Origin of the sequence: Pseudomonas sp. MPDS (assembly GCF_013283895.1) — a bacterium.
GTDB classification, from domain to species: Bacteria; Pseudomonadota; Gammaproteobacteria; order Pseudomonadales; family Pseudomonadaceae; genus Aquipseudomonas; species Aquipseudomonas rhizophila.
The window spans coordinates 1,597,159-1,621,001 of sequence record NZ_CP054128.1; the positions used below are offsets into that span (position 1 = coordinate 1,597,159).

A 23,843-nucleotide genomic window follows, 5' to 3' on the forward strand; every position below is an offset into this window, starting at 1 on the left:
CTGATAGCGCCCGTATTTGCTTGGTTTAGTGATGTCGTACGATAGATGATTTCCGGTGCTTTTGCGGATTTTTATGCGGAAACCCAAGATTGTTTAATCAGCACGTTCCCCAATTGGGACACTTGGAGCTGCCGAGTGCAACGAGGCTGCGATCTTTTTCCAGACGATTGAGTCCTGAACGAAAGATCGTCCGAACGCGGCCCGAGCCTTCGGCAGCTTCAGAGCTGCCTTAGCGCTGAACCTTCGTCTCGTTATCCAGCAACTTCTCCAGCAACAACACGCCCATCTCGCCCATCTGGTGAATCGCCAGGGCCAGGTTGCGTGGGGCGCCTTCCAGGTCTTCCGATAAATCCAGAATCAGCGTGCTTACCGAGCAGAAGGTTTCGTAGGTGTGGGCGAGCATGCCTTCGGGGTCGGCGTCGGGGGCGACGATGAAGTAGTCGAGTTGTCGTTCGGGTTTGTCCGGTTTGTCCGCGTTGGGCTTGAGGTAGTGGTCCAGGGCTTTTTGCGCGGCTTTGTCGAGCTTTTTGGTGTCGAGGGTTTTGTGGGCAGGATCGGTTTTCGGTGGGTTAGGTGTTGCCTTGAACATGCTCGTAATCCTCTGAATGGGCTGCCACCGACTCGCGACTAAACGAAGGGTGGCGGCTGAACGCAGGTTAGTCGACCGGGAGGAAAACGAAAAAAACCGGCGCGCCCGAGGGCGCCCTGCGCACAGCCACCATTAAGTACGGGGATAGGGATACCCGACTGGATGACGCTTGTGCGTTTCGTATTACCTCCGGGCGACTAAACCCGATCGCTGGTTATCAGCGACACGAATCAAATTACGGGGCAAGGCCAAGGCGCACAAGCCGGCGGATTCTGGCGGATCTGTAGTCCGTTGCGCAAGGCGCTGTAGTCACCCGAATTTTCCTGCACCGGGGCCCCCGCCACTCGTCGGCACTGTCAGAACTAACAGGTGTTTAGATTCGCGAGATGGATATTCAATGAGCCCATGACCGAACTAGTCATATCGCCAGCCTGTTAACCAGAAACTACGGAGTGCGTCATGGACACTGACGACGATACTGAAAACGACGAGTCTGGCGAAAACACACAGGACATGGAGACTCATGATCCTGCGTTTCAAATCTTGTCTCCGTCGGGTTATATCCCAGAATCAACATTTCTTGTTTCAGGTGTCGGCGCCAGACCCGGCATTGGCGTAATGATTCTGGATGCCAGCACGGCCGAGAGCCTGGGCGCGGGTTACGATGTCAATAGTGACGGTAGCTGGACGGTGCACGCCGCCATGCGAAACGAGTCGGACTTAAGGTACGTCGCCGCCCAAACTGCACATGGAATAACGCGGCCAAAGACCGTTGTCAGGCGTCCAACCACCCTAACCAAGCCCCAATCGGCCGGTTTTTTGAATCCCGCTCAGGTTGTTTTCGGAGGGGTTTGCTTTCCGGGTGAAACTCCGATTGATCCCGGCATGGGCATCAGAGTACTCGACGGCACAACTGAATTGGCTTCGATGACTGCCGTAGGGCCAGGGACAACATGGGAAGTCAGGCCATCGGTGCCATTGTCCAGTAAAACTTATACTGTGCGGGCCGAATACAAAGTGCAGAGCAGCCCGGTTCTCAGTTACACCAATTACTTATCTTTCGAAGTGATGGGGCCACCGGTCATCACCGCGTCCACCGCCATTCAAGAGATGGGTTTCACTGTATACGGAACACACGGGAGGCCGGGCGCCAGCGTCGAAGTACGGCTCGATGTCATCGGTGATCCGGTCGGTCCTCCAGGCAGGGTAGAGGCGAACGGTTCCTGGAATGTCGACGTGCAAATGCGGCCAGGGACGATTTCGTTGGTGGCGGAGCAAACCTATCAGACCATCCCGTCGGGACTGAGTACTGCCCAGGCGTTTAAAGTGCGCCCCCCCAAGTTGACCGACGTCACCGTCACCACGCCGACGGACACCTCGGTGAAGTTCGAAGGCAGCGGCTACACCGGTTCAACCGTCCAGATCACGGTCGTCAGCGGGCCCGATGCCCCTGCGCCGGGCCCTGTACCGGTGAATGGAGGCAGCTGGAACACAACCGCAACAAATTGGCCATTTGGTTCTTACAGCGTGAAGGCTGTCCAGCGGTTTCCCGACGGTGACAATGGCTGGATTGACTCGCAGCCGTACACGTTCCCGGTCAACCTGAGACTTCCAGACCCGACCGATATCACCTACACACCGGTCTACCGGCCCGTGTTCTCGGGTAAAGGTTTCAACGGTGCGACGGTAAAGATTCTGAATCCCGACGACTCACCAGCGGCCCCCGAAAGAACGGTGTCCGGCGGTGTGTGGTCGAGCCCCGCCTCAGCGGAGTGGGGGCCGACGTTCAAGCGCCAGGTTAAAATCAGACAATTCAAGGATGGTCAGGAATCGCCAACCTGGCAGGAAATCGAGGTCACCATCCCACCGCTGGCACCGGTCATGAACGTGCCCGTGGAAAATGGTCTCTCGCCCAACCTCAGTGGCACTTGCTGGCCGGAGGCGGTGCTGACACTCACATTCAGTGACAGCGCCACCGAACACCCCGTCGAGAACAACAATGGCACCTGGAGTTTCCGGCGCACCGAGCCGTTTGCCCCCGAGGTCACCCACACCGCGACCCTGATCCAGACCGCCGCCCAGCAACCCTCACCGCCAGCGCAAAGGACCTTCACGGTTGCCACACCCATGCGCAAACCGGTGATCACCTACCCCAGCCCCAGCGCCGAGGTCGGTCGCGTGCTGACCGTCCGTGGGCGTGACGGCATGGCCGAAGCGTTGATGCAAGTGCGTGACGCGCAATTTCAAACGGAGCTGGGCGAACCCAAAGTGCTGACCGCCGACGGCGAATGGTCCGTCGAGTTGCCCGTGCTGGAGTTTCGTCCCTACACCATCGACGCGCAACAGACCCTGCGTGGGGAGCCGTCCGAGCGCAGTGAAACCCTGAGGTTCGAGGTGGTGGTGTTGCCACCGGAGTTTGACGTGCCGCAGCCGGGCGGCAACCTGCCGCGCAGCATGACGTTGTCTGGCACAGGCATGCAGGGCGGGCGGGTTGATATCTGGCTCCAGGGCGCAAGTGAGCCGTTGATCGAAGATGTTTTTGTGGGCGCCGACGGCTGGAGCGCTGACGTGACCCTGCCGGTAGGCGAAACCACGATTGTGGCCCGGCAACGCTTCGAAGGTCGGCCCTCCAGGGACACTGCGCCGCTGACCTTCAACGTCGTGCCTGCTGCCCCGTTCATTGAAACCCCGGCCACCGACGAGCCCATCGGCCGGCGTGTGGTGGTGTCGGGTTTCGGTGTGCCGGGCGATACCGTGACGGTAAAACTGGGTGACGCCACGCATGCGGTGCTGGGCAGTAGCCCGGTGCTGGAGGATCGCACCTGGTCGGTGACGGTGGAGTTCGATCTACCCGGCGGCCTCTACGGCCTGATGGCCGTGGCGTCGAGCGAGGGTTTTGATTCCGCCGATTCGCCGGCGCGGTCGGTGGTGCTGGGCACCTATCAACCTTCCATCGACGTGCCCGTGACTGGAGGTTGGGTCGACAACCCGGTTCGCTTCGAAGGCGAGGGAAGACCGGGTGTTGGGCGAGTGGTGAGCTGGTTCAATCCGGATCAAGTCTGGGCTTCGGATCTCAACGTCGAAGCGGGTGGTTGGCAGGGAGGGGCGTCGCAATCGTTGGCCGCTGGCGGCCACTGGTGCCGGTTCAGGCAAACCATCACCGACACGGCGGACGGCGCGACGGCCTCCGATTGGGTTGAGAGCGGGCGCTTTGAAGTCCAGCCGCCCAGCAGCCCGACCCAGGCGCCCAACTCCCGATAGACGGTCATGGAACCTGTCGGTTCTGACAGTAGACGGCTTGGGCTCTCAAGCGCCAAATCACGTTAAGCAAACGCTCGGCCTGACGGCTTCGTCGGGCCGCTTCGGGCCGTTATCGAATTCGAGGACTCGTCCATGGCTGACTCCCGCCCCGCTTTACAGCTGCTAAATCAGGTGTTCAGTGACCAACAACTCACCCACTACGCAACGCTGCACACGTACCTCGAAGAGGGCGGTTCGATCTTTACGTTGGTGGAAAAGGGCGTGCAGGGATTGGTGAGGGACTTTGGCGTGAGCGCCGATGACGCTCGTCAGCTGTTACGGCGCCTCAACAGCATGGCCATTTACCTGCGGCGTCAGTTCATCGAGCACACCCTGTACGGTTCGGCAAAAGAGCAGCGGCGGGCAAGCAGTGGTTTGCTGTCGATGGTTCAAGGCCCCAGTTTCGAGCTCTTGTTCAATCCTCAGTTCGACAGCTTGTGCCCACCCCAGGCCCTGGAGTCTTTCGCATCACCCGTGGCGTATTTGATTGAGTTGATGCGGTGGATCGAGCAACGCATCGAAGCGGTTTCAAGCGACGCAAGCAAGTTGCCCTTGCATGACCGGCGCAAAGACCTGAAGCCGCTGAGCATCGATTTCAACGCAGTGCATCAATCGGTGTCGTCGGTGGACATCATCGTCCCGGTGCTGGAAAAGTTTATCGGTTTGCTTCCGGAGGAACTGGAACAGGCCATGATCGAGGCGCGTTATCCCAACGGGCTGCCGTACTTCCAACATTGGGTCACGGTGGACACCGTTGCCCGCCACCATGGCCTGTCGGTGGGCAGTTTTGCCCAAAGCGTGAGCCCGTCCTTTCCGTATTTTTTCCAGACCCAGGCCTGGTACAGCGATGTGGGCCCGGCCCTGGCCCATGCGTCGCGGCTGGGGCCTTATCAGCGGCGGTTGCTCACTGAACCGCCCGTTGCCAGCGCGAACCGCACAGCTTTTTATTTGGAGAACTTCGGGGCTGGGGAGGGGGCGTGGGACGACCTTGATCAGGTGCCTTTCTTCGGTGAGCGAACCAAGCTCGACACCCTGGGGCTTGAGGCGTTGTTGTCAGTACGGGGCTTTGCGCCTGCGCGTTCGGCCAATGTGACCTACCCGTCGCAAACGGTGCCTGAAGAACCGGAAAGCGGGCGCTCCGGTTCGGTTTATCTCAATGCCAATACCCACCCCGCTGTCCATATTACCGGTAGCGAAGAGGGCGATTCGTTTAGTCATGAACTCTCCGTGAGCCCAGGCGACGCCGTGGGGCTTGCGCGTTTCGACCGGATGAATCGCAAGTTGCGCCTGGATCAATGGCTGGCACTGCCCAGCGAACAGGTGGATGCGCTGCTGGTGGCGGCCATCAAGGCTGAAGTGCGCGGTGGTGCGCCGGCCGATAATTGGTGGATCACCGAACAGGTCGTGCATGCCCTCGGGCTGTTTCAGTCCTTGCGCGAGCGCTGTGAATGCCCGGTGAACGACTTTGCCGTGTTTATCGACGAGTTGTCGATTTACGGTCGCGGTGAAGCACTGTCCCAATTCGATCAGCTCTTCAATGGCCAGGGCGATTACCGTGACCCCTTGAAGCTCGACGGCGGAACGTTTCCGATCGTGCCGGCACCTGAGGTGCCCGACCTGACCGTCAGCCAATTGTGCAGCGCGTTGGGCATCGACCTGCAGACCTACAACTACCTGGCCCTGGCGATTGCCAATGCCCATGGCATCGACGGCGACAGTCTGCCGCGTAACCTGGCGATCGTGTCCAGTTTCTACCGCATGGTGAAGCTGCCCCGGCTGTTGGGCATTACCCCGGTCGAAGGCGTGTTGTTGCTGACGGTGTTGGGTGGGGAGCTTTGGCTCGACGGTTTGGCGGGTGTGCCCCGGATCAACTCCACCACAAGCGATAGCCCGGATGTGCTGAACCTCATCCAGGCCATGCAATTGTGTGTGGACTGGTGTGCCGATCACGACCTGCCGGTGCTTTGGATGGTGCAGCAGGTCTCGCCGCCTTCTGCGCTGGACGCTTCCCGGGACGCTGAGGGTCGGCTTTTTGAGCAGTTGCTCAATCTGTTGCCCGGCGCAATGCTCACCCACTCGGCGATCCTGATGGGCGGTGTGCCGGCGATGGCGGGCGCCAGTTGGCTGGAGCTGCTGGGGATGCAAACGACATTGGTCGAGTCCGATGGACTGGTGATGTCGCGCACGGGAACCGAGGCTCAATACCTGGACTTTGCGCGAAGAGAGCTTGATTACGCCGTGACCATCGGCCTCGGTGAACAATATGAACTGGAGCGCCCCGCCATCGTCGAGAGGCTGCTCGCGGTGGTGTTGGAGGCCAGGGACGCCCAGGTCTCGGTGGTCAAGGAATGCCTGGCGGTTTACACGGGTATCGGTTCCGAGCAAGCGCTCGAGGTGCTGGCGTGGGCCAATTCAACGGTGAGCCGGTTGCTGCGTCTGGTGCTCGAACGTGACCTTTCGCATCTTGAAGGCTCGGTGAAGCGACGCAACGCCTTGGCTGACCCATTGCTTGCGCTGCTGGCCGATGTGCGCCGTCGCAGTGCGGTGGTGGCGAAACTTGAGCTGAGCGCCGAGGTGTTGCGCGATTATCTGGATTACGGCCATAAAGCCTGGCTGGATCAGGACGACAAGCACGCGTTCACGGTGCGCACGCTTTATTACCTGACCACCCTCAACCGTGCGTTCGAGCTGAGCGACCAGCCGGCGCAGACGCTGCTCGACTACCTGCGCGAGGTCAATGCGCTGCCTTCTCCGATAGGGGGGCAAGCACTGCGTCTGGCCGAACAAGCGGCGTCCATCCGGCTGGCCGGTTTTTTTGACTGGAGTGTGCAGGAGGTGCGCGAGTGCGTCAGCCGCTTCCAATCTGCGCAAAAAATCCTGAAAAACCTGCCCCAGCTCGATCTGTTGATGCGGGTCAGGGTGCTGGCGGCGCGCACCAGCATGGATGCCTTGACGATTTTCCTGATGGGCGGGCTGCCAGAAGAGATCAACAAACCTGCCTACAAGGCGGCCGCCGAACATGCCTTGCTGAGCCTGTCCGAATCCGATAGGCCGTTGGTGACCTTCACCGGGGATCTGAAGCAGCTCGTTACTGTGACGTGCAATCCGGACAAGTCCACGGTGGTGGCTGGGACTGATGAAACAATCACCTTCACCGTCACCCTTATGGACAGCGACGGGAACCCGTTGAGCGGCGTCAACGTTTACTGGAGCGCTGAACTGGGGACCGTTGAAACCAAGGCTACGGAAACCGACGGCGTGGTTAAGGCCGAATACAAACCGGGCAAGGTGACGGGGTGGGACACGCCGCAATTCTGGCTCGATCTGTTTGAGCGCGAGTATGCCCCGACCGTCGAGGTCACTATCGATGCTGAACACATAGTCATCCCACTACGGTCCATGTCACCGGTACCTCTGGAAGCGGTACCTGCCGGTCAGGAAGTCGAACTCTACGCCACCATCAAGGACATCCATAGAAACATTGCGAAAAACCATCTGACGCGCTGGTTAAGCAAGGACATGAACGACGGGGGAGGCACGGTGGTTTATCGACCGGATCAGAGCTACACCAACCAGGAGGGCGTGGCCCGAACATTTGTTTCCAGCCCTACTGGCGGAAAGTTCCAGATCAGCGTTGCCCCTGAAGGTGGCGTGTTAGCTAATTTCCCGCCCATCATCTTTGAACGCGAGGAGCAAGTACCATGACTCTGAACACGTTGAGTGACTTGCTCGAAAAACGCCGGACCGCCCTGATCGAATACAGCCTCGGGCACGTTGAAAAAAGTGGTCAGAATCCTCCGTACAACTTCCTGCGGACCCCGGCGGACCTGTTCGAACTGCTGCGCCTGGATCCCCTGGACAGTTACCCGGTGCAAAGCTCCTGGGTCGCCGAAGCGACCAGTTGCGCCCAGCAGTTCATCCACGCCGCCTACCGCAAACTGGAACCCGGCTATGCCGACACCGAGTTCGACAAGCGGGACCTGGCCACCTGGGAGCTCTACAACAACTACCCGGATTGGTCGGCGCTGCAAATGATCGCGCTGTACCCGGAAAACTTCATCAACCCCTTCGTGCGGCAGCGCAAGACCAGCCTGTTCAAGACCCTTGAAAACAACCTCAACCAGGCACACTTGAACAGTGATTCGGTGCAGGTTGCCTTGCAGGAGTACCTGCAAACGTTCGAGCAAACCTGCAACCTGGACGTGCTCAGCAGCTACATGGACAGCGTCTCGCCGGCCCGGGCCGACTACTACTTTGTCGGTCGCCAGCGGGTGCCGCCTTACCAATACTTCTGGCGCAAGGCCGAGGTCGAGCTCTCTCCCACTTGCCCGGCCATCAACCCGGCGGCCTGGAGTGAATGGCTGCCGGTGGACACGCCCACGGGCGTGACGATACTGGATATCCGCCCGGTGTTCTGGAGCGGACGGCTGTGCCTGGTGTGGGCCGAATGGCAGTACAAGGTCGAAAGCGTGGACGAGGACGACGTAAGCCTGCCGCACCGGCTGGACATCAAAGTGGCGTTCATGGCCCAGAATGGCCGATGGTCGGCGCCGCTGAGCCTGCACAGCAGCGTGCATGACGACGACCTTTCCCAAGGCGCCCGGTTGATTGCGACGGTGTGGGCCGACCCCTACAACCCCAAGGGCAAGCTGGGCGTTTTTTTGACCAGCGCTGAGGACTCCCTCAAGGTGTTTGCGGTGCGTGACGTGCTGTTCCGCCCCGTGTCCTGGGACGATGGCGGCTGGCTGGAACACGCGGCGCTCAAGCGATTTGTCACGGCTGAGACGGTGCAACATCCGCTGATGAATCAGCCGACCATGGTCACCTCCGTGGAGAGGACGGGCAGTTTGACACCGTACCTGAGCCTGCAGGCGGTGGTGTTTCGCGACGCCAGCACCGACATGGACAAGCTGTTTGTGCAGGGCTATTGCAGGCCAACGGGTTTGACCGGAGAGGCCACCTTTGACCTGACGTTGCAAAATTCGGCCGACGACCCTCCACCCATTTCGGGAAGTTTTCCCTTGGCCGGTGGCTGGAGTACCGAATGGCAGGAGTTTCAGCGTGAGAGTGGCTCATGGCCGGAGCCAACAACGTTTTCGTTCGGGCATACCGCAACCACGGGTGGATATGGCCGAAATAAATTCGAACTGACCATCATCAACGTCACGAAGTTTGCCCCTGTCTCACTGCTCAAGAACAGCCTCGATGCAGCGCAGTTTCTCTCCCTCAACCAACCCGAGCTGACCCTTAAGTACGCCCGCCTGAATTCGCTGTTCGGCCCCGAGCTGGTGCAGCGCTCGAATATCTCCGTCGAGGCGGTGCTGGATTGGGACACGCAGTTTCTGCCGGAGCCGCCCCCGGAAAGCCAAACGATCAGCGAGCCGAACGGAGCCTTCGACGGCGCTAACGGTCTGTTTTTCTGGGAGCTGTTTTTCCACCTGCCGCATCTGGTGGCCACACGTTTGCGCACCGAGGACCGCTTCCTGGAAGCGCAGAAATGGTTGCATTACCTGTTCGACCCGCAAGCGCCGGCCGACCCGGCCAACGACCCTCAGTACCCGAATCCCAAACCGAAGTATTGGCGCTGCCGCCCTTTGAATAGCAACGGCAACCTGGGCTGTGAAACCCAGGCGCCCACCGACCCTGACGCCATCGGCTATTCGGCGCCCCGGCACTTTCAGATTCTGGTGTTCTCGGAGTACGTCAAGAACTTGCTGGCCTGGGGCGACTGGTATTACCGCCAGCTCACCCGTGACAGCCTGGTGGCGGCCAAGCTGTGTTACGTGCAGGCCGAATTTCTGATGGGCAAGGCACCGGCGGTGCGCACGGTCAACCGCTGGGAAACCGACACGGTAGACAGCTTGATGAACAAAAGCAGGTCGCGACCGGCACTTGAGCAGTTCGAGCAAAGCCTGGCGTTCAGCCTCGCGGATTTCCCCGCGGCCGCCGAAGCGCCGCCGCTGCTGGGGCTGTTGGCCAACGAGCCTTTCAAGGCTCCGATCAATGAGCAGTTGCTCGCGCTGTACGACTTGCCCGGCCAGCGCCTGCATAACCTGCGCAACAACCTCACCCTGGACGGCAAGCCACTGGACACACCGCTATTCAGCCCACCCACCGATCCCAACGCGTTGTTGCGCGACCTGGCGGCCGGTGGTGTCGGTGCGCCAAGGCCCATGGGCGGTCGGTTGGTGGTGGGGGCTTTCCGCTGGCGCACGACGTTCGAGGTGGCATTGCGCGCCGTGCAGGCGCTCCAGGATCACGGCGCCCAGGTGCTGCGTCTGCTTGAACAACGGGACCAGGCCGAGCAGCAGGAACTGCAACAGAACCATCTGGTGGAACTGGGCAGCTACGCCCAGACGGTGCAGGAACAGAACATCACTCAGCTCCAGGCGAGCAGGACTGCGCTGCAGCAAAGCCGGGCGGTGGCAGAGGAACGGGCAACCGCTTATGAGCATCTCTACAACGAAAACGTGTCGAAGGTCGAATACGAGGTCATGGAGAGCTTGCAGCTTTCCAAAATCCTGGCATTGACCTCGGCAAGCATCAAACCCGCGGGCGCCGTGATTGCCTCGATGCCCAATATTTTTGGTTTGGCCGCCGGTGGGCATCGTCTCGAGAAAATAGCCGACGCGGTTTGTTTCGGTCTGGATGTTGCTTCGTCGGTGTTGCAAATGGACGCGGACAAACAGGCCACCACCGAAAGTTACCGGCGTCGCCGTGAAGAATGGCTACTGCAACGTAATCAGGCGCAGGCGGAGGTGCGTGCGCTCGATGCGCAAATCACCGCTCAGACCCACGCGGTGAGCGCCGCTCAAACCACGCTGGATCAAACCCTGCTGGCCAACAACCAGGCCTTGACGGTGTACAACTTCATCAAAAAGCGCGCGTCCAATGCCGAGCTGTATGGCTGGCTGCTGGGTCAGTTCAAGGCGTTGCATTACCAGGCCTACGATGCCGTCGTCAGTCTGTGCCTCAGCGCCCAGGCCTCGCTGAGTGCCGAAACCGGTGACTATGATTCGCAGATCCCCTTGCCCCAGGTCTGGCTGGACAACCGCCACGGTCTGACGGCAGGCGAACACCTGCGCGGGCATTTGATGCGCATGGAGCGCGAGTACCTGCAACGCTTTGAACGGCGGTTGGAGCTGGTCAAGACCATTTCCTTGCGCCAGTTGTTCGATGATGCGAGCGACCCGCAGGCCCCCAACAGCAGTTGGGCGAGCGCCCTGGATCAGTTGCGCACCAAGGGAACGCTGGAGTTCAAACTCTCTCAATTGCTGTTCGACCGCGACCACCCGGGGCATTACTGCCGGCAAATCAGCTCGGTCGAGGTCGACCTGCCTGTGCTGATCGGGCCCTATGAACATGTACGTGCCACCTTGCTTCAGATCAGCAGCATGACGGCTACCAAGGCATCCCTTCCAGCGGTGAAGTACTTGCATGATCCCGTGGGTAACGTGGCGCCTTCCGATGTGCAGATCAACCTGCGCAGCGGTCAGCAGATCGCCTTGTCGATGGGGCTTGGCGACCACGGCATGGTGGCGATGAAACCCGATGACAGCATGCTCAACCCCTTCGAAAACACCGGGGTGGTTTCACGCTGGCTGTTGAGTTTTCCAAGGGCGGTCCATGAGCCGCAGAAGAGCACGCTGCTGTCGTTGACGGACATCATCGTGCGCATCCGTTACATGGCCAGGGCCGGCGAGCCACCGTTCGTGCGAGCCGTCGAAGATCAGATCAGCCTGACTCCCCCCTACTCAACCGCCGAAGGAGCAGCTCGCCATGAATAAGCCGATTATCCTGGCCAATGAAAATCTGGTGCTCAATGGCGACTTCGAAAACTGGATCGAGCACTGGACACGGGGACCGATTCCGGGCGACCTGGGCACTGGGAAGGAGTGGTATGAGGGGGAGGAGGAGTTCGTTAGTTTTCTGACCATCGGCGATGAGGCTTCGGTCAGTCAGGCGCTGACGGCGCCCAAGGATCCAGGCGCTCCAGCGCGCTACGTCCTCACCTTTCTGTGCGAGACGAGGCATACCGAACCGGGCAGGCTGGTCATTAGCAGCGATAAACATCCGCAGGAGCAGGAAATCCTGTTGCCGAGAGGAGCAGCCCGGGATGTGGAGGAGGATCAGGCACGGCTGAGGGACGGTCAGCCGCTGGATTACAGACCTATTGCCTACAACGTACCCTTGGACCTGCCGTTCAACGCTCAAGACACCCTCACGCTGAATATTCAAAGCCCGCGAAACGCCCCCGAAGACGACATCGGGGCCATCCGCATTACGCGCATCAACCTCCAAGTGTACCTTGAGCCAGTGCTGATGCAAGCGTTCAAGCTTGACGAGCAGACACTGCCGGCAACCGGGCCTTTGTACGTGTGCCTGGGGGCCTCGGGTGACTTGGCTCATCAGCTTGAATTCAGGCCCGATCCGGACAATGCATGGGCCGGCACCCAAGCTGCGTTGACCAGCGATGACAACCCCCAGGGCGCGGTGCTCGCGACCCCGGCCTGGGGTGTGGATCACCCGTTGGATTCGGCCTGGGCCCTGGACTGTCCGGCGATCGGTGAAGACGGTCCCTATCTGTTTTCGATGGACCTGGTTAACCAGTACGCCGCCGATGCTTATCCGGTGCAGGTGTCCCTGGGGCATCATCGGCTGGCCTTTCGTGGCGTGCTCGAGGCGGCGTATTACCCGGTGCTTGAATACGACCAAAGTGTGCGTTTGGGGGTGCAGGTCACTTCCTATTACACCGGGCAACCCTTGAGCGACCGCACCGTGAACTGGACCTCCACGACCGGGCAGGTCACCGGCGTTGCCGTCAGCCGAACTGACGGCTGGGCCTACTTCGATTTTCAACCGACGCAGGCCGGTGATGTCGAGATCCAGGCGTCGGTCGAGAGCCTGTACTACGCCTCTGGCACGCTGACTCAAACCCTGACGGTGCGGGTGCTGGCCACGGATCCGTGGAAGGATGTGCTGACGGTGGTCGAGGGGGTTGAGTCGCGTTGGGAGGAAAAAACCGGTTACCCCAACCGCGGCTCGGAGTATCCCCTCGACGTGAAACTGCCCGCCGCCAGCCCCTTGCAGGGGACGCAGCTGTCGTTGCATTGGAGTGGTGATTCCCACGAGCAACTGGGGGTGGCCGTCAGCCCGGCCCTTGAAGCTCCGGTGCCGGTCACCGGCGCCGAACTGGCCTGGACCTTGACCAGCGAAGATCGGTCTGACGGTCGGTTCGACCTGCAACTGACCTGCTCGAAACTGTTGCTGCCTTCACCGAAAAAAAACATGTCGCTGGCGCGCAATCTGGTTCGGGTGGGTGAAGTCCGAGAGGCCAACAAGTTTCCCGTGGTGGACGAAAACGAAAGCGTGCTGTTGCGGGTGCAGGTGGTGCACTTCGTGGCCAGCGGCGACGGCGATCCGGTCATCAATGCCCAGGTCGAATGGAAAACCGGGGGCGAGACGCTATCCACCGTTACCACCGGCATCGGCGGTTGGGCCAGTGTGTTGTACACGCCGCAGAGTGCGGGGGACAAAGTGGTCATCGCCAGTATCAAGGCCCATGGCGAGGCCGTGGCGGTGGAGCGCCCGTTTGAGGTGAAGGCGATTGCCACCAGCTCCTGGAAAAACGAGGTCAGTATTCTGCTCGATGGCGAGGTGGTCGAGCGCAATGCGCTCGGTGTGCTCTGCCGGCGCGGGCAGACGCACACACTCAAAGTGCTGCCCAATTCCGGCAGCTCGTGGATCGGTAAGAACATCAGTCTGCATTGGCGCGGGACGGCGCCGGATATCGGGCTGGTGCCCAGTGACCTTGGAACGCCCAAAGCGCTGGTGGCAGCCGGTACGGAGTGGAATCTCGCCTCACAAGCGAATACGAGCACCAGCAGCCTGTTTGAGCTGGAGTTGCGCCTGGAGAGCGTTTCAATCGTTCGCGAGCTGACGGGGCGATTGGTGTCTGAGAATCTGACGGAAGAAGTCAGCCTAAGACTCGACCAGATAGCCGCCGCACTGGACACCCAGGCGCTTTATCCGTGTCTGGGCGCGCTTCATCGCTTTAGCGTTTTACCCAATGCGCTGAGCCCGCTGGTGGGGTTGGAATCAACGTTGGCGTGGTCGGGGGCACCCGCCGAGGAACTGGGGGCAACGGTGCGCCCTGCGTTGAATCTTGCGCAACCGATCAACGACGGCGGCGCGATCTGGACGCTGGACTTTACCGCCAGTGAACAACCGGGCGAGTTTGCCCTGGCGTGGGCAGTGCCTGCGCTGGACTTCGTCGCCACGGCCAAGCCGATGACGCTGGCCCATAACAAAGTCAGGATCCAGGGCTGGCGCGAATCGCCGGTCGACCCAGTGGTCGGGCAGGATCCTGCGTGGCTGTGGGTCCAGGTGGTTTCCCACTTCACCGGGCGTGCCGTGGAGCAGGTGCCGGTGACCTGGACAGCGGGCAGTTCAAGCGCGCAACCCACCGACGCCGATGGTTGGTCGGGTTTTGCCTTGGCGCCGGCCGCCGCCGGCACCCAGGCGGTGAAGGCCTCGGTGAGCAGTCGTTACGACGGCTACGAAGAGGAGCGCAACTTTGAGGTCATGGCGCTGGCAAGTGATCCGTGGGCGGGGCTGACGGTCCGGTTTGATGGCGCGCCCGCGCGACCCTGGGGTGAAAAAACCTACTTTCCGCGCCGCAAGGGCGAACATGTTTTTGAGCTGATGGCCTCCGAGAACAGCCCTTTGTTCGAGCGTGAGCTGACGCTTGGCATGACCGGAACCGGGCCCACCGAACTGGGCATCAGCTTTTTGCCTGACCCCTTGGGAATGCCTCGCGAGTTTCCCAGCGAGGGCTTGCGTTTCACGCTCAAGGCCGGCGATCTGAAGGACGGCAGCTTTGCCTTGCGCCTGGCGTCCCAGCGTCTGGCCAGCCTGTCCCCGGCGAACGCGATGTCGTTGGGCGAGGGCGAGCAAGTGCTGGAGATCCGCTGGGACAGCGGGGTTCAGCAAATACTGGAGTGGGAGCAGGAACTGGTCGAACAGGTCACCGTGATCTCCTCCATCAGTGGCAGGCCGATTGCCGGGGTGATCGTGACCTGGCGCGGTGATGACCTGGGGGAAGTGACCACCGTGACCGATTATTACGGGGTGGCGCGCGTGCGTTATGTGCCCACCACGCCCGGCGCGGCACAGTTGACTGCGACGGTGGGGGAAGGGCCGTACGCGGCATCGGTGGCGCTGTCGTACTTCTTGCACCAGCCCCGGGAAATCCAGTCGCTCACCAGCGACCAAGCCAATGGTCATATCGGCGAGCTGGTTTCAGCGCTCGTGACCGTGGTGTCGGCCATGACCGGCGAGCCCTTGGAAGACGTCGAGGTGCGGTGGGAGTACCCCCACATCACGATTGCGCCGACCCGGACAAATGCCGACGGGCAAGCCCCGGTGCAGTTCAGGTTGCCTGGCGTGCGGAAGGGGGTGCTATACGCCATTGTCACGGGGGGCTATGCGGGATGGGAGGTGGCAGGTCTGACCTTTGAGCTGCTGCCCAATGACATGACCTGGCTTCAGGAATTCAACCCCTACATCAATGGCCAACCCGTAAGGTGGCCTGACGTGGAACTGAATCTGGTCCCCGGAGAGGTTTGCACGCTGACGCTGGATTATGAGTACAGCTGGTTGATCGGCGATCCTGATGCGCAAGTCCTTCTGGAATATAAGCCGGGCGAACAAGCACAGGGTTTGATATTCGATCCGCCGTTGGGGCAGTTGGTGGCGATGGAGGCGGGGAGTACTGCGTTGAGCTGGTCTATCTCCACCCAGGAGACCCAGATTGACCCGTTTGTACTGCAATTCGATATGCCGCTGATGAGCGGGATGCCGAAGTCTCCGCCATTGCCGGGGCAAATAAGTCAGCCGGAGTTTGAGAACACATTTGACGAAATTCCAGTGAGTTTCGGAGGCAGTGCCTATCCCTGCCATGGCGCAAGGCACACTTTTACCGTGCGACCACACTCCTCCAGCCAGTTTCTGAATAAAAATGTAAAACTGGTATGGAGCGGGGAGCCCGCCACAGATCTCGGTGTGGTGATCACCCCCCCATTGCACACTCCCCAGTTGCTGGGCCCGGAGGGCGTGACGTGGCAGTTGAATTTCTTGAATACGACCCAGGATGCGGACTTTTCCTTGCACATGGAAGCCGTGGAGTCAGGGGAGACGACTGAGGTATTGGCCATGTCATTGGGCAATAACCTGGTAAAGGTTGAACGTTGGACGACGAGACTGAATATGGACAGCTCAACGACGAGTCCGCCACCTGATCGTATAAAGAGCATTCGTGCCCGTTCTCGATATTCGAATAAAGTCGCCGCCGGGATTGAGGTACTCGTCAACGGCGGGCCTTCCGGCATTCGCACCGATGAACGCGGTGAGGCTTCAATAGACGAATTTGGAGACGATAATTTTCATTTGTCGATCCGTAACCGTTACGATGGAAGTACGGTCTGACAACGCTTCTGAGGGTCTACAAATTCCCCGCCTTCTTCCACCCCAGATACAACGTCACCAGCTCGGCCCCCAATTCGCTGGGCCGGGCTTGCAGCACCGCCACCCCATGGGCACTCAAGCGCTCATGCAGTTCGGCCCGGGCGTTCAAATAATCCACTGTCCCGCAATAGGTCAGGGCTTCGGGCAGGGTTTGCACCGGTGCCTGGCGTAAGCGGTCGAGTGCCTCTTCCCGCAGGCTCGCCACCAGAACCCGATGCTGTTGGCCCAGGCGTTTGACGGCGGCCAGCAGCTCCTCATCGTCTTCATCGCGAAGGTTGGTCACCAGCACCACCAGGGCTCGGCGCTTTTGCCGGGTCAGCAGTTGGGTGACGGCGGCCTGGTAGTCGGCCGGGCGTTGGCTGCTGTCCAGGTCATACACGGTGTTGAGCAACACGTTGAGTTGACCGGTGCCTTTGACCGGTGCGAGGTAGCGTGGCTGTTCGCTGGCGAAGGTGCTCAGGCCCACGGCGTCACCCTGGCGCAGCGCGGTGTAGCTGAGCAGCAGGCAGGCGTTGAGGGCGTGGTCGAAGTGCGCCAGCTCGCCGTCCTGGCTGCGCATGCGCCGGCCGCAATCGAGCATGAAGATGATCTGCTGGTCGCGCTCGTCTTCGTACTCCCGGGCAATCGGTGTGCGATGGCGGGCAGTGGCCTTCCAGTCGATCTGGCGCAGGCTGTCGCCTTCGCGAAATTCGCGCAGTTGATGAAACTCCTGCCCCTGGCCGCGCCGTTGGCGCTGGCGGATACCCAATTGGCTGAGCCAGTTGTCCACCGCCAGCAGTTGACCGTCGTAGAGCCTGGCGAAATCCGGGTAGACGCGAGTGTGGTCGAGGGCGTCCAGCAGACGTTTGCCGGCCCACAGGCCCAATGGGCTGGGCAGGCTGATTTCGCAGTGTTCAAAGCTGAAGTGACCGCGTTTGAGCGGGCGCAGGCGGTAGCCAACCTGGCTGTGTTGACCGGGGTGCAGCTCGACCGACAAGGGGAGGCATTCGAAGTCCAGGCCGTCGGGGACGTGATCGAAGACTTGAACATTCAGCGGCTGCGCAAAGTCATGGCTGATCTGTAGCCGCACTTCGCTCCAGCGACCCAGTGCCAGGCTGCCGGGCATCTGCCGTTGTACCTGGGGCGAGGGCAAGCGCTTGAGGCGTACGGCATCAAGTATTGCCAGGGCCAGCAGGGCCAGCAGCAACCCCCAGTGGATCGACAGCAACATCGATGGAACCGCAACGCCCAGCGCCCGCAACGCGCCCAGCACGATGCCGAGGGCCAGCAGAATGGCGAGCCAGGTCAGCAGTAGGCGCGCGGGTTTCATGGGGGCGTTCCCTTGGAGAAGGTATTTGCTTTGGTAAAAGAGTTTGCCGCCAAGAGGTTTCCTGTGGCGAGGGAGCTTGCTCCCGCTGGACGCGTAGCGTCCCCTTGCGGTGTGCCAGGCAAAACCAGGGGGCTGCTTCGCAGCCCCGCGGGAGCAAGCTCCCTCGCCACAGAAAGCGGTCTTGCCTCAAGAAGTGCTCTTGGCACAGGCCGCCTCCTCACAACCGCGGCGCCGGCACTTGATCGAGCAGTTGCCCCAGCACCTGATCCACCGAAAGCCCTTCGATGTCCAGCTCCGGTGCCAGCCGCACCCGGTGGCGCAGCACGGCCAGGGCGCAGCCCTTGATGTCATCCGGCACCACGAACTCGCCGCCGCGCAACAATGCCCTGGCCCGGGCGCAGCGCACCAGGGCAATCGAGGCACGCGGCCCGGCGCCCAAGGTCAGGCCCGGCCAACTGCGGGTGGTGCGGGCCAGGCGCACGGCGTAGTCGAGCACCTGATCGTCCATCGGCAGGTCACTGGCGATGCGTTGCAGCGCTTGCACGTCCTTGGCCTGCAACACCGTGCGCAACGGTTGTACATCGAGCATGTCGGCCCGGGTCGAACGGCTGACCTGACGGACCATGTTCAATTCCTGGTCGGCGTCGGGATAGTCCATGCGCACTTTGAGCATGAAACGGTCGAGCTCGGCTTCCGGCAGCGGGTAGGTGCCTTCCTGTTCGATCGGGTTCTGGGTGGCGAGCACCATGAACGGTTGGGCGATGGGCAAGGCGCGACCTTCGAGGGTGACCTGGCGTTCCTGCATGGCTTCGAGCAGCGCCGCCTGGGTCTTGGCCGGGGCGCGGTTGATTTCGTCGGCCAGCAGCAGGTTGGTAAACACCGGCCCCTTGCGCAGCTTGAACTGCTCGGTCTGCAAGTCGTACACCGCGTGCCCGGTGACGTCGCTGGGCATCAGATCGGGGGTGAACTGGATGCGCGCGAATTCGCCGCCGAAACAGCGGGCCAGGGCGCGCACCAGCAGCGTCTTGCCCAATCCTGGAACCCCTTCGAGCAAGACGTGCCCGCCAGCGATCAGGGCCGTGAGCACATCGTCGATCACCGCGGCCTGGCCGACCACCGCCTTGTGCAGCTCGGTGCGAATAGCCTGGGCCAGTTGACTGGCGCGCTGGCGCTGTTGGGCGGCGTGGGTCTGGCCGCCGGCAGGTTCGTTCTCTTCAGTCATAAGGCATTCCTGAGGGTTTGCAGATGGGCGACCTGACGGCAGAACTCAGCGCTGGACATGCGCTGTTGCGGTCGGGGGCTTAAGGCCTGGCTGATGGCCCGCGTGGGTTGGCGGGTCAGGCGGGCGAGCACTTGCCACTGTTCGGCCACGGCCAGTTGTTCGAAACCGGGATGCAGATGGCGTGCCCGGCGCAGCACGTCCTGTTGCAAGCTGTGCAGCAGATGCTGACGGCCATTGTGTCGTAGATGAAAACCGGCGCTGGCCTGCACATGCTCCTCCAACTGGCGCCGCGCCTTGGGAGCCGGTTGTTGCAGCGGGCCCTGACGCACCGCCGAACGCCAGAGCCAGAGGGCGATCAAGGCCAGCAGCGCCACCAAGGCCTGGGGGAAATAACGCAGCAACAGGGCCAGCAAGTTGTCGTGGTCGATGTCATACAGCAGCGTCACATGGGTGTCGGCGCTCAAATACCAGAGCAGCCAGGCGTTGTCGTATTGGTCGATGTGGTCGTTCTTCCACAGCTCGGCGTCGGTGAGCACGGTGATCGAGCCCAGGCCGTGGTTGAGCTGCATCATGTGGGTCGCCAACGCGCTGTTGGCCCAGGCCTGGGCGAGGTTTTGCGGGTCTTCGAGGTGGAAATCGGTGTCGAAGCCGACGTACGCGGGCGCTTCTTCGTCCTCCAGGTACAGCTTGGTCAGCTTGGGGTAGCGATCCTTGATGAGTTCGGGCTCCGGCGCCTTGAGGTCCTTGCTCAGGAATTGACGCAGGCGCACACGGTCCAGCAATAAGTCGCCGCTGCTGGCGGTACTGTTATCCCACAAGGCTTCGGCGACAAACAGCAATCGTCCACCGGCCTGGGCCCAGTTCATCAACTGGTCGACTTCCCGTGGGGTCATGTGGGTGCGTTCACCCAGCAACAGCAGGCTGCGCTGATCAGGCTCAAGGTTGGGCAGGATGTCCAGATTATTGGCGTGCTCGACGTTTATGCCCTGCCGGCGCAGGAAATGTTCGGCGGCCAGGTAGGGATTGGCCTGGGCCTCGGGGGAGGGGCCGTGATCGATGGTTTCCTGATAGGGCACGGCCTTCAGGAACAGATAGAGGGCCATGACGCAGAGCAGCGCGGCCACCCCGGCGCCGACCAACAACCCTGCGCGGCGATTCATCGAGACGCCTCCGACCCGAACAACCCGCGCCAGTCATCGCACAGTTGCTGTTGCAGATGGGGTGGCGGCGGGCGATGGCCGTATGCAATGTTTTGCCAGTGCTGAGTCAGGTGTTGGCTGAACGTCAGCAGGCGTTCATGCTCAAGCTGTTCGATGCGTTGCAGCACCTGGCCTTCGGTGTCGGCCGGTTTCAAGGGAAGCGCAAAGTCATGATGCAACCGGCTGAGCAAGGCCCGATACAGCAGCCCCAGGGCCTGGCGAGGGTCAGCGGCCCATAGTTGTTCCACGCTGGTGGCCACGTCGTCCGGCAGGCTTTCTTCGCGAATATCCAGACCGAACATCTGCGCCGGCACCGCTCGTGCCACGGGTGGGCGTTTTGTCGGTCGCAGATTCACCAAGGCCCTGAGCCTTTCCCGGTAGCGCCAGGCCAGCCAGGCAATCGCCGCCACCAGGCAGGCCCACAGTACGATCTGGATCAGTGCGGCGGCGATGTCGAAGCGTTGGCCGCTGATCCATTTGAACCATGCCTTGAGCCAGCCCGGCGCTTCGTCGGTCTCGGCCGATTCGGCGGTTTCTTCACCCAGGCGGTAGCGGGTGACCGTTTCCGGGTTCTTGAACGGCGGAGCCTGGAGGATCGCCTTGATGCTGTCCTTGGAGGCTTCGCTGGTAAGAGGTTGGTTGAGCAGCCGCGGGCTGTCGGGGCCGGTGTTGTCTTCGGCGGCCCAGGCCGGCGGTGCCAGCGGCACCAGCAGCAGTGCCAGCAGCATCAGCGCGGGGGCGGTGCTGCTCAGGCGTTGGCGCAGGCGCCGGAACACCAGCTCAATGTCCCAGGCTTCGAGTATCGTGCGCCGGTTCAGGTAGAGGCTGAAACCGCAGGCGACATACACCGGCTCCCAGACGATCAGCAGCAGGGGATACAACAAGTTGATCAGGTGTTCGAGCCACAACCAGTCGTGCTCGGCGACGGCGATCAGCGTCTGCCAGTTCCATTGCAGCTCTACCTGCTGCGGCACGAGCAGGTAGAACAGGGCCATGAGGCCGAACCACAAGGCGATCTCCAGGTGGACACCGATCACGGTCAGCCATTGCGCTGCGCCACGGTTGCGTTGCAGCAGCACCCGCAAGCGCTGTTCACGCGCCTCGCCGTCGAGTCCTTCGAGTTGCACCACGGGCATCAGGAAGCTGCGACTCAGGCTCAGCCGTCGCCAGGTCAGGCTTGCCAGCAACTGGGGCTTGAGCAGCGCGGGCCACTGGCGCAAGGCCTGTTTCAGCGTCGGTGTTTCGCCGAACAGCGCCTTGGACAAAATGTACAGGGGCAAACGGTCAAAGGCCGGTTTCAACCACCAGAACAGGAACATCGCCAGAGACGGCGAATCCCACAGCAGCAGGGACAACAGCGCAAACACCGGCAGCGTGATGACGGCCCAGCTGGTCATCAGCAAACGTCGATGCTGCTGGCTCATCAACACGCCCAGGTCCATGGCTTCCCAGGTGGTGCGCGGGCGGATGACCACGGTGGCATCACTCAGACGCATGGCGGGTCCGTCCGGCAAACACCAGATAACTGATCACCAGAAGCCACAACAAGGCGCCGACCGTGTATTTGGTCGCGGCTGTCACGGCGCTGGAGGACCAGTACGCTTCGATGAACGCGGCAATCAGCAGCAACAGCATCACGCCGCCGATCATCAGCACGCTTTTGCCGGCGGCGATCCGCAAGGCCTCGCCTCGGGTGAGGCGCCCCGGCGCGATCAACGCCCAGCCCAGTTGCAGGCCGGCGGCGCCGGCCAACGTGATGGCAGTGAGTTCGAAGGCGCCGTGGCCGATGACGAACGACCAGAACGTCCCACCCGAGCCGATCTGGGTCAGATGCCCGGCCACCGCACCAATGGTCAGGCCGTTGAAAAACAGGAAGAACGCGCTACCCAGGCCAAACATCAAGCCACTGGCGAATGTCTGAAAGGCGATGCCGATGTTGTGCATGATGTAGTAGCCGAACATGACCCAGTCCTGGCTGGCGGCCCGCTCGATCGAACGCCCCAGGTGCCCGCTGGCGGGGTCGTACATGCCACGTATCTGGCTGACTTCCTCGACGCTCAACAGGCTGTAGACCAGCTCGGGAAACAGATAGACCAGCAGCCCGATGCCGATCAGGCTGCCCATGAACATCGCTCCGGCGGCCAGTACGAAACGCCATTGTTCCCGCACGAGTCGGGGGAAACCGGCCAGGATGAAAGTCGAAAGGCTGGTCGATGGCCGGCTGCGATCCCGATAGAGTTGCTGGTGCCCACGCAACGCCAACTGCTGCAGCGTGTCGACCAGCAGGCTGCTGTAACCCCGTGCCTGGGCCAGCGCCAGATGCTGACAAAGCCTGCGGTAGGCAGGAGGAAAGTCACTGCTTTGGGGCACGTTACGGCTGCGCTCCAGTTGATCGAGTTGTCGGGACAGTCGGTCCCATTCGCCTTGGTGGCGGCTTTCGAACAGACTTTGTTTCATGTCGGCCCCAGCAGGCCACGGGCGATGCCATTGAGTTCGACCACGGCTCTGGGGGCCTGGACGTTCAGTGGCGCGGCCAGGATGCTCGCCAGTTCGTTGACCCGCGCTTCGGACAGTTCAGCCTGGCGTTCAGCGAAACCCAGCACGGCGCGTTGCTCGTTCAGGCTCAGGGTAAAGGGCGGTCGTATCGACTGCGCCAGGGGCAGCGCGGGACGTTTGACCGGTTGCTCGCGATACACCACCAGGGTGCCGGCGGCCAGGTCTCCCAGGCGTTTGAAGGCAGGATGTTGCAGGCAACTGATTGCCCCGAAGGTGTAGCCGAAGGGTAGCATGTCGACAAAACGCAGCAGGTTGCGGATCAGTGAAGCGGACCAGCCGATAGGCCTGCCGTCGTCCTGCACCACTCGCAACCCCATGATCTGCTTGCCGGGGGAGCGCCCCTGGTTCAGCACCTCGAACAGCACCATGTACCACCAACTGACAACGAACAGCAGGATGGAGCCCAGGCCAATGCCCAGCTCACCAAAAAACGCCAGGATGATGAACACCAGCCCTAGGACCAGCCCGCGTATGCCCAGGTCGATGGCAAAGGCCAGCGCACGAGGCATCAACCCCGCCGGGCGCAGCGGCAGGTCGATGCCTTCGGGCGTTTCAACCTGATACCGCGTATCGAGTGGCGGGGGCAGCTTCGCGTTCCTTTGCAGTGCTGGTCTCTCGAGCATGGGCAACCTGAGTGATGGGCCGGTTCGAACGTTCAGTCTCGGTCCCGATGCTAGCAGTCTTCGTGCGGGCAAACGACATAACTATGTATGTCATTTCATGGCTTGCCACAGGATTCAGGGCCCGAACACAAAAGCAGAACCCCTGTGGGAGCGAGCCTGCTCGCGATGACCGCGGCACATTCAGCATTGCCGTTTCAGGCAGACCGCTATCGCGAGCAGGCTCGCTCCCACAGTTTTGATTGACGGTGTTCACGCATTTTGCACCCGCCACACATCCCTTGTGGGAGCGAGCCTGCTCGCGATGACCGCGGCACATTCAGCATTGCCGTTTCAGGCAGACCGCTATCGCGAGCAGGCTCGCTCCCACAGTTCTGATTGACGGTGTTCACGCATTTTGCACCCGCCACACATCCCCTGTGGGAGCGAGCCTGCTCGCGATGACCACGGCACATTCAGCATTACCGCTTCAGGCAGACCGCTATCGCGAGCAGGCTCGTTCCCACAGTTCTGATTGACGATG

11 protein-coding genes are annotated in these 23,843 nt (G+C 61.4%); 4 read left to right on the plus strand and 7 right to left on the minus strand.

The annotated features are described in order from the left end of the window. Window positions 1-229: 229 nt before the first annotated feature. Window positions 230-589 (minus strand): DUF6124 family protein, encoded by a 360-nt coding sequence (locus HQ912_RS06900; RefSeq protein WP_173406609.1) that lies wholly within the window; start codon window positions 587-589, stop codon window positions 230-232. Window positions 590-1,567: 978 nt separating this feature from the next. Between HQ912_RS06900 and HQ912_RS06905 the strand changes: the two genes are divergently transcribed. The 4 genes from HQ912_RS06905 to HQ912_RS06920 all read left to right on the plus strand — a co-directional run bounded on the left by HQ912_RS06905 (window position 1,568) and on the right by HQ912_RS06920 (window position 16,375). Next, window positions 1,568-3,850: a hypothetical protein gene (locus tag HQ912_RS06905; RefSeq protein WP_260990069.1), complete on the plus strand. Its 2,283-nt coding sequence runs from the start codon at window positions 1,568-1,570 to the stop codon at window positions 3,848-3,850. Between the two features lie 132 nt (window positions 3,851-3,982). Further along, a complete protein-coding gene (locus HQ912_RS06910; RefSeq protein ID WP_173406611.1) occupies window positions 3,983-7,594 on the plus strand; it encodes a Tc toxin subunit A in 3,612 nt (1,203 codons plus the stop codon). Then, window positions 7,591-11,676, plus strand: coding sequence for a neuraminidase-like domain-containing protein (locus HQ912_RS06915; protein WP_107321960.1), 4,086 nt, complete (start codon window positions 7,591-7,593; stop codon window positions 11,674-11,676). Before HQ912_RS06910 ends, HQ912_RS06915 begins: the two co-directional genes overlap by 4 nt. Next, window positions 11,669-16,375 carry an Ig-like domain-containing protein gene (locus HQ912_RS06920; RefSeq protein ID WP_173406612.1) on the plus strand — a complete coding sequence of 1,569 codons (4,707 nt, stop codon included), beginning with the start codon at window positions 11,669-11,671 and terminating at the stop codon, window positions 16,373-16,375. The genes HQ912_RS06915 and HQ912_RS06920 overlap by 8 nt, the downstream gene beginning before the upstream one ends. Before the next feature lie 16 nt (window positions 16,376-16,391). Here HQ912_RS06920 and HQ912_RS06925 read toward each other — a convergent pair whose 3' ends face one another. The 6 genes from HQ912_RS06925 to HQ912_RS06950 form a co-directional block, all read right to left on the minus strand. Continuing rightward, window positions 16,392-17,723, minus strand: coding sequence for a DUF58 domain-containing protein (locus HQ912_RS06925; protein ID WP_173406613.1), 1,332 nt, complete (start codon window positions 17,721-17,723; stop codon window positions 16,392-16,394). Window positions 17,724-17,940: 217 nt separating this feature from the next. Then, window positions 17,941-18,945, minus strand: a complete 1,005-nt coding sequence (locus HQ912_RS06930; RefSeq protein WP_047227100.1) for an AAA family ATPase — start codon at window positions 18,943-18,945, stop codon at window positions 17,941-17,943. Next, complete coding sequence (locus HQ912_RS06935; protein ID WP_047227099.1) at window positions 18,942-20,105, minus strand: DUF4350 domain-containing protein; 1,164 nt, start codon at window positions 20,103-20,105, stop codon at window positions 18,942-18,944. The genes HQ912_RS06930 and HQ912_RS06935 overlap by 4 nt, the downstream gene beginning before the upstream one ends. Then, a complete protein-coding gene (locus HQ912_RS06940; protein WP_173406614.1) occupies window positions 20,102-21,640 on the minus strand; it encodes a DUF4129 domain-containing protein in 1,539 nt (512 codons plus the stop codon). The genes HQ912_RS06935 and HQ912_RS06940 overlap by 4 nt, the downstream gene beginning before the upstream one ends. Beyond that, window positions 21,627-22,601 carry a stage II sporulation protein M gene (locus tag HQ912_RS06945; RefSeq protein ID WP_047227097.1) on the minus strand — a complete coding sequence of 325 codons (975 nt, stop codon included), beginning with the start codon at window positions 22,599-22,601 and terminating at the stop codon, window positions 21,627-21,629. The genes HQ912_RS06940 and HQ912_RS06945 overlap by 14 nt, the downstream gene beginning before the upstream one ends. Further along, window positions 22,598-23,323, minus strand: a complete 726-nt coding sequence (locus HQ912_RS06950) for an RDD family protein (protein WP_173406615.1) — start codon at window positions 23,321-23,323, stop codon at window positions 22,598-22,600. The genes HQ912_RS06945 and HQ912_RS06950 overlap by 4 nt, the downstream gene beginning before the upstream one ends. Window positions 23,324-23,843: the final 520 nt, after the last annotated feature.

Excerpts from the sequence above, each read along its gene's own strand:
- HQ912_RS06900 (WP_173406609.1), bottom strand. The coding sequence starts at position 589 with ATGTTCAAGGCAACACCTAACCCACCGAAAACCGATCCTGCCCACAAA.
- HQ912_RS06910 (WP_173406611.1), top strand. The coding sequence starts at position 3,983 with ATGGCTGACTCCCGCCCCGCTTTACAGCTGCTAAATCAGGTGTTCAGT.
- HQ912_RS06915 (WP_107321960.1), top strand. The coding sequence starts at position 7,591 with ATGACTCTGAACACGTTGAGTGACTTGCTCGAAAAACGCCGGACCGCC.
- HQ912_RS06920 (WP_173406612.1), top strand. The coding sequence starts at position 11,669 with ATGAATAAGCCGATTATCCTGGCCAATGAAAATCTGGTGCTCAATGGC.
- HQ912_RS06925 (WP_173406613.1), bottom strand. The coding sequence starts at position 17,723 with ATGAAACCCGCGCGCCTACTGCTGACCTGGCTCGCCATTCTGCTGGCC.
- HQ912_RS06930 (WP_047227100.1), bottom strand. The coding sequence starts at position 18,945 with ATGACTGAAGAGAACGAACCTGCCGGCGGCCAGACCCACGCCGCCCAA.
- HQ912_RS06935 (WP_047227099.1), bottom strand. The coding sequence starts at position 20,105 with ATGAATCGCCGCGCAGGGTTGTTGGTCGGCGCCGGGGTGGCCGCGCTG.
- HQ912_RS06940 (WP_173406614.1), bottom strand. The coding sequence starts at position 21,640 with ATGCGTCTGAGTGATGCCACCGTGGTCATCCGCCCGCGCACCACCTGG.
- HQ912_RS06945 (WP_047227097.1), bottom strand. The coding sequence starts at position 22,601 with ATGAAACAAAGTCTGTTCGAAAGCCGCCACCAAGGCGAATGGGACCGA.
- HQ912_RS06950 (WP_173406615.1), bottom strand. The coding sequence starts at position 23,323 with ATGCTCGAGAGACCAGCACTGCAAAGGAACGCGAAGCTGCCCCCGCCA.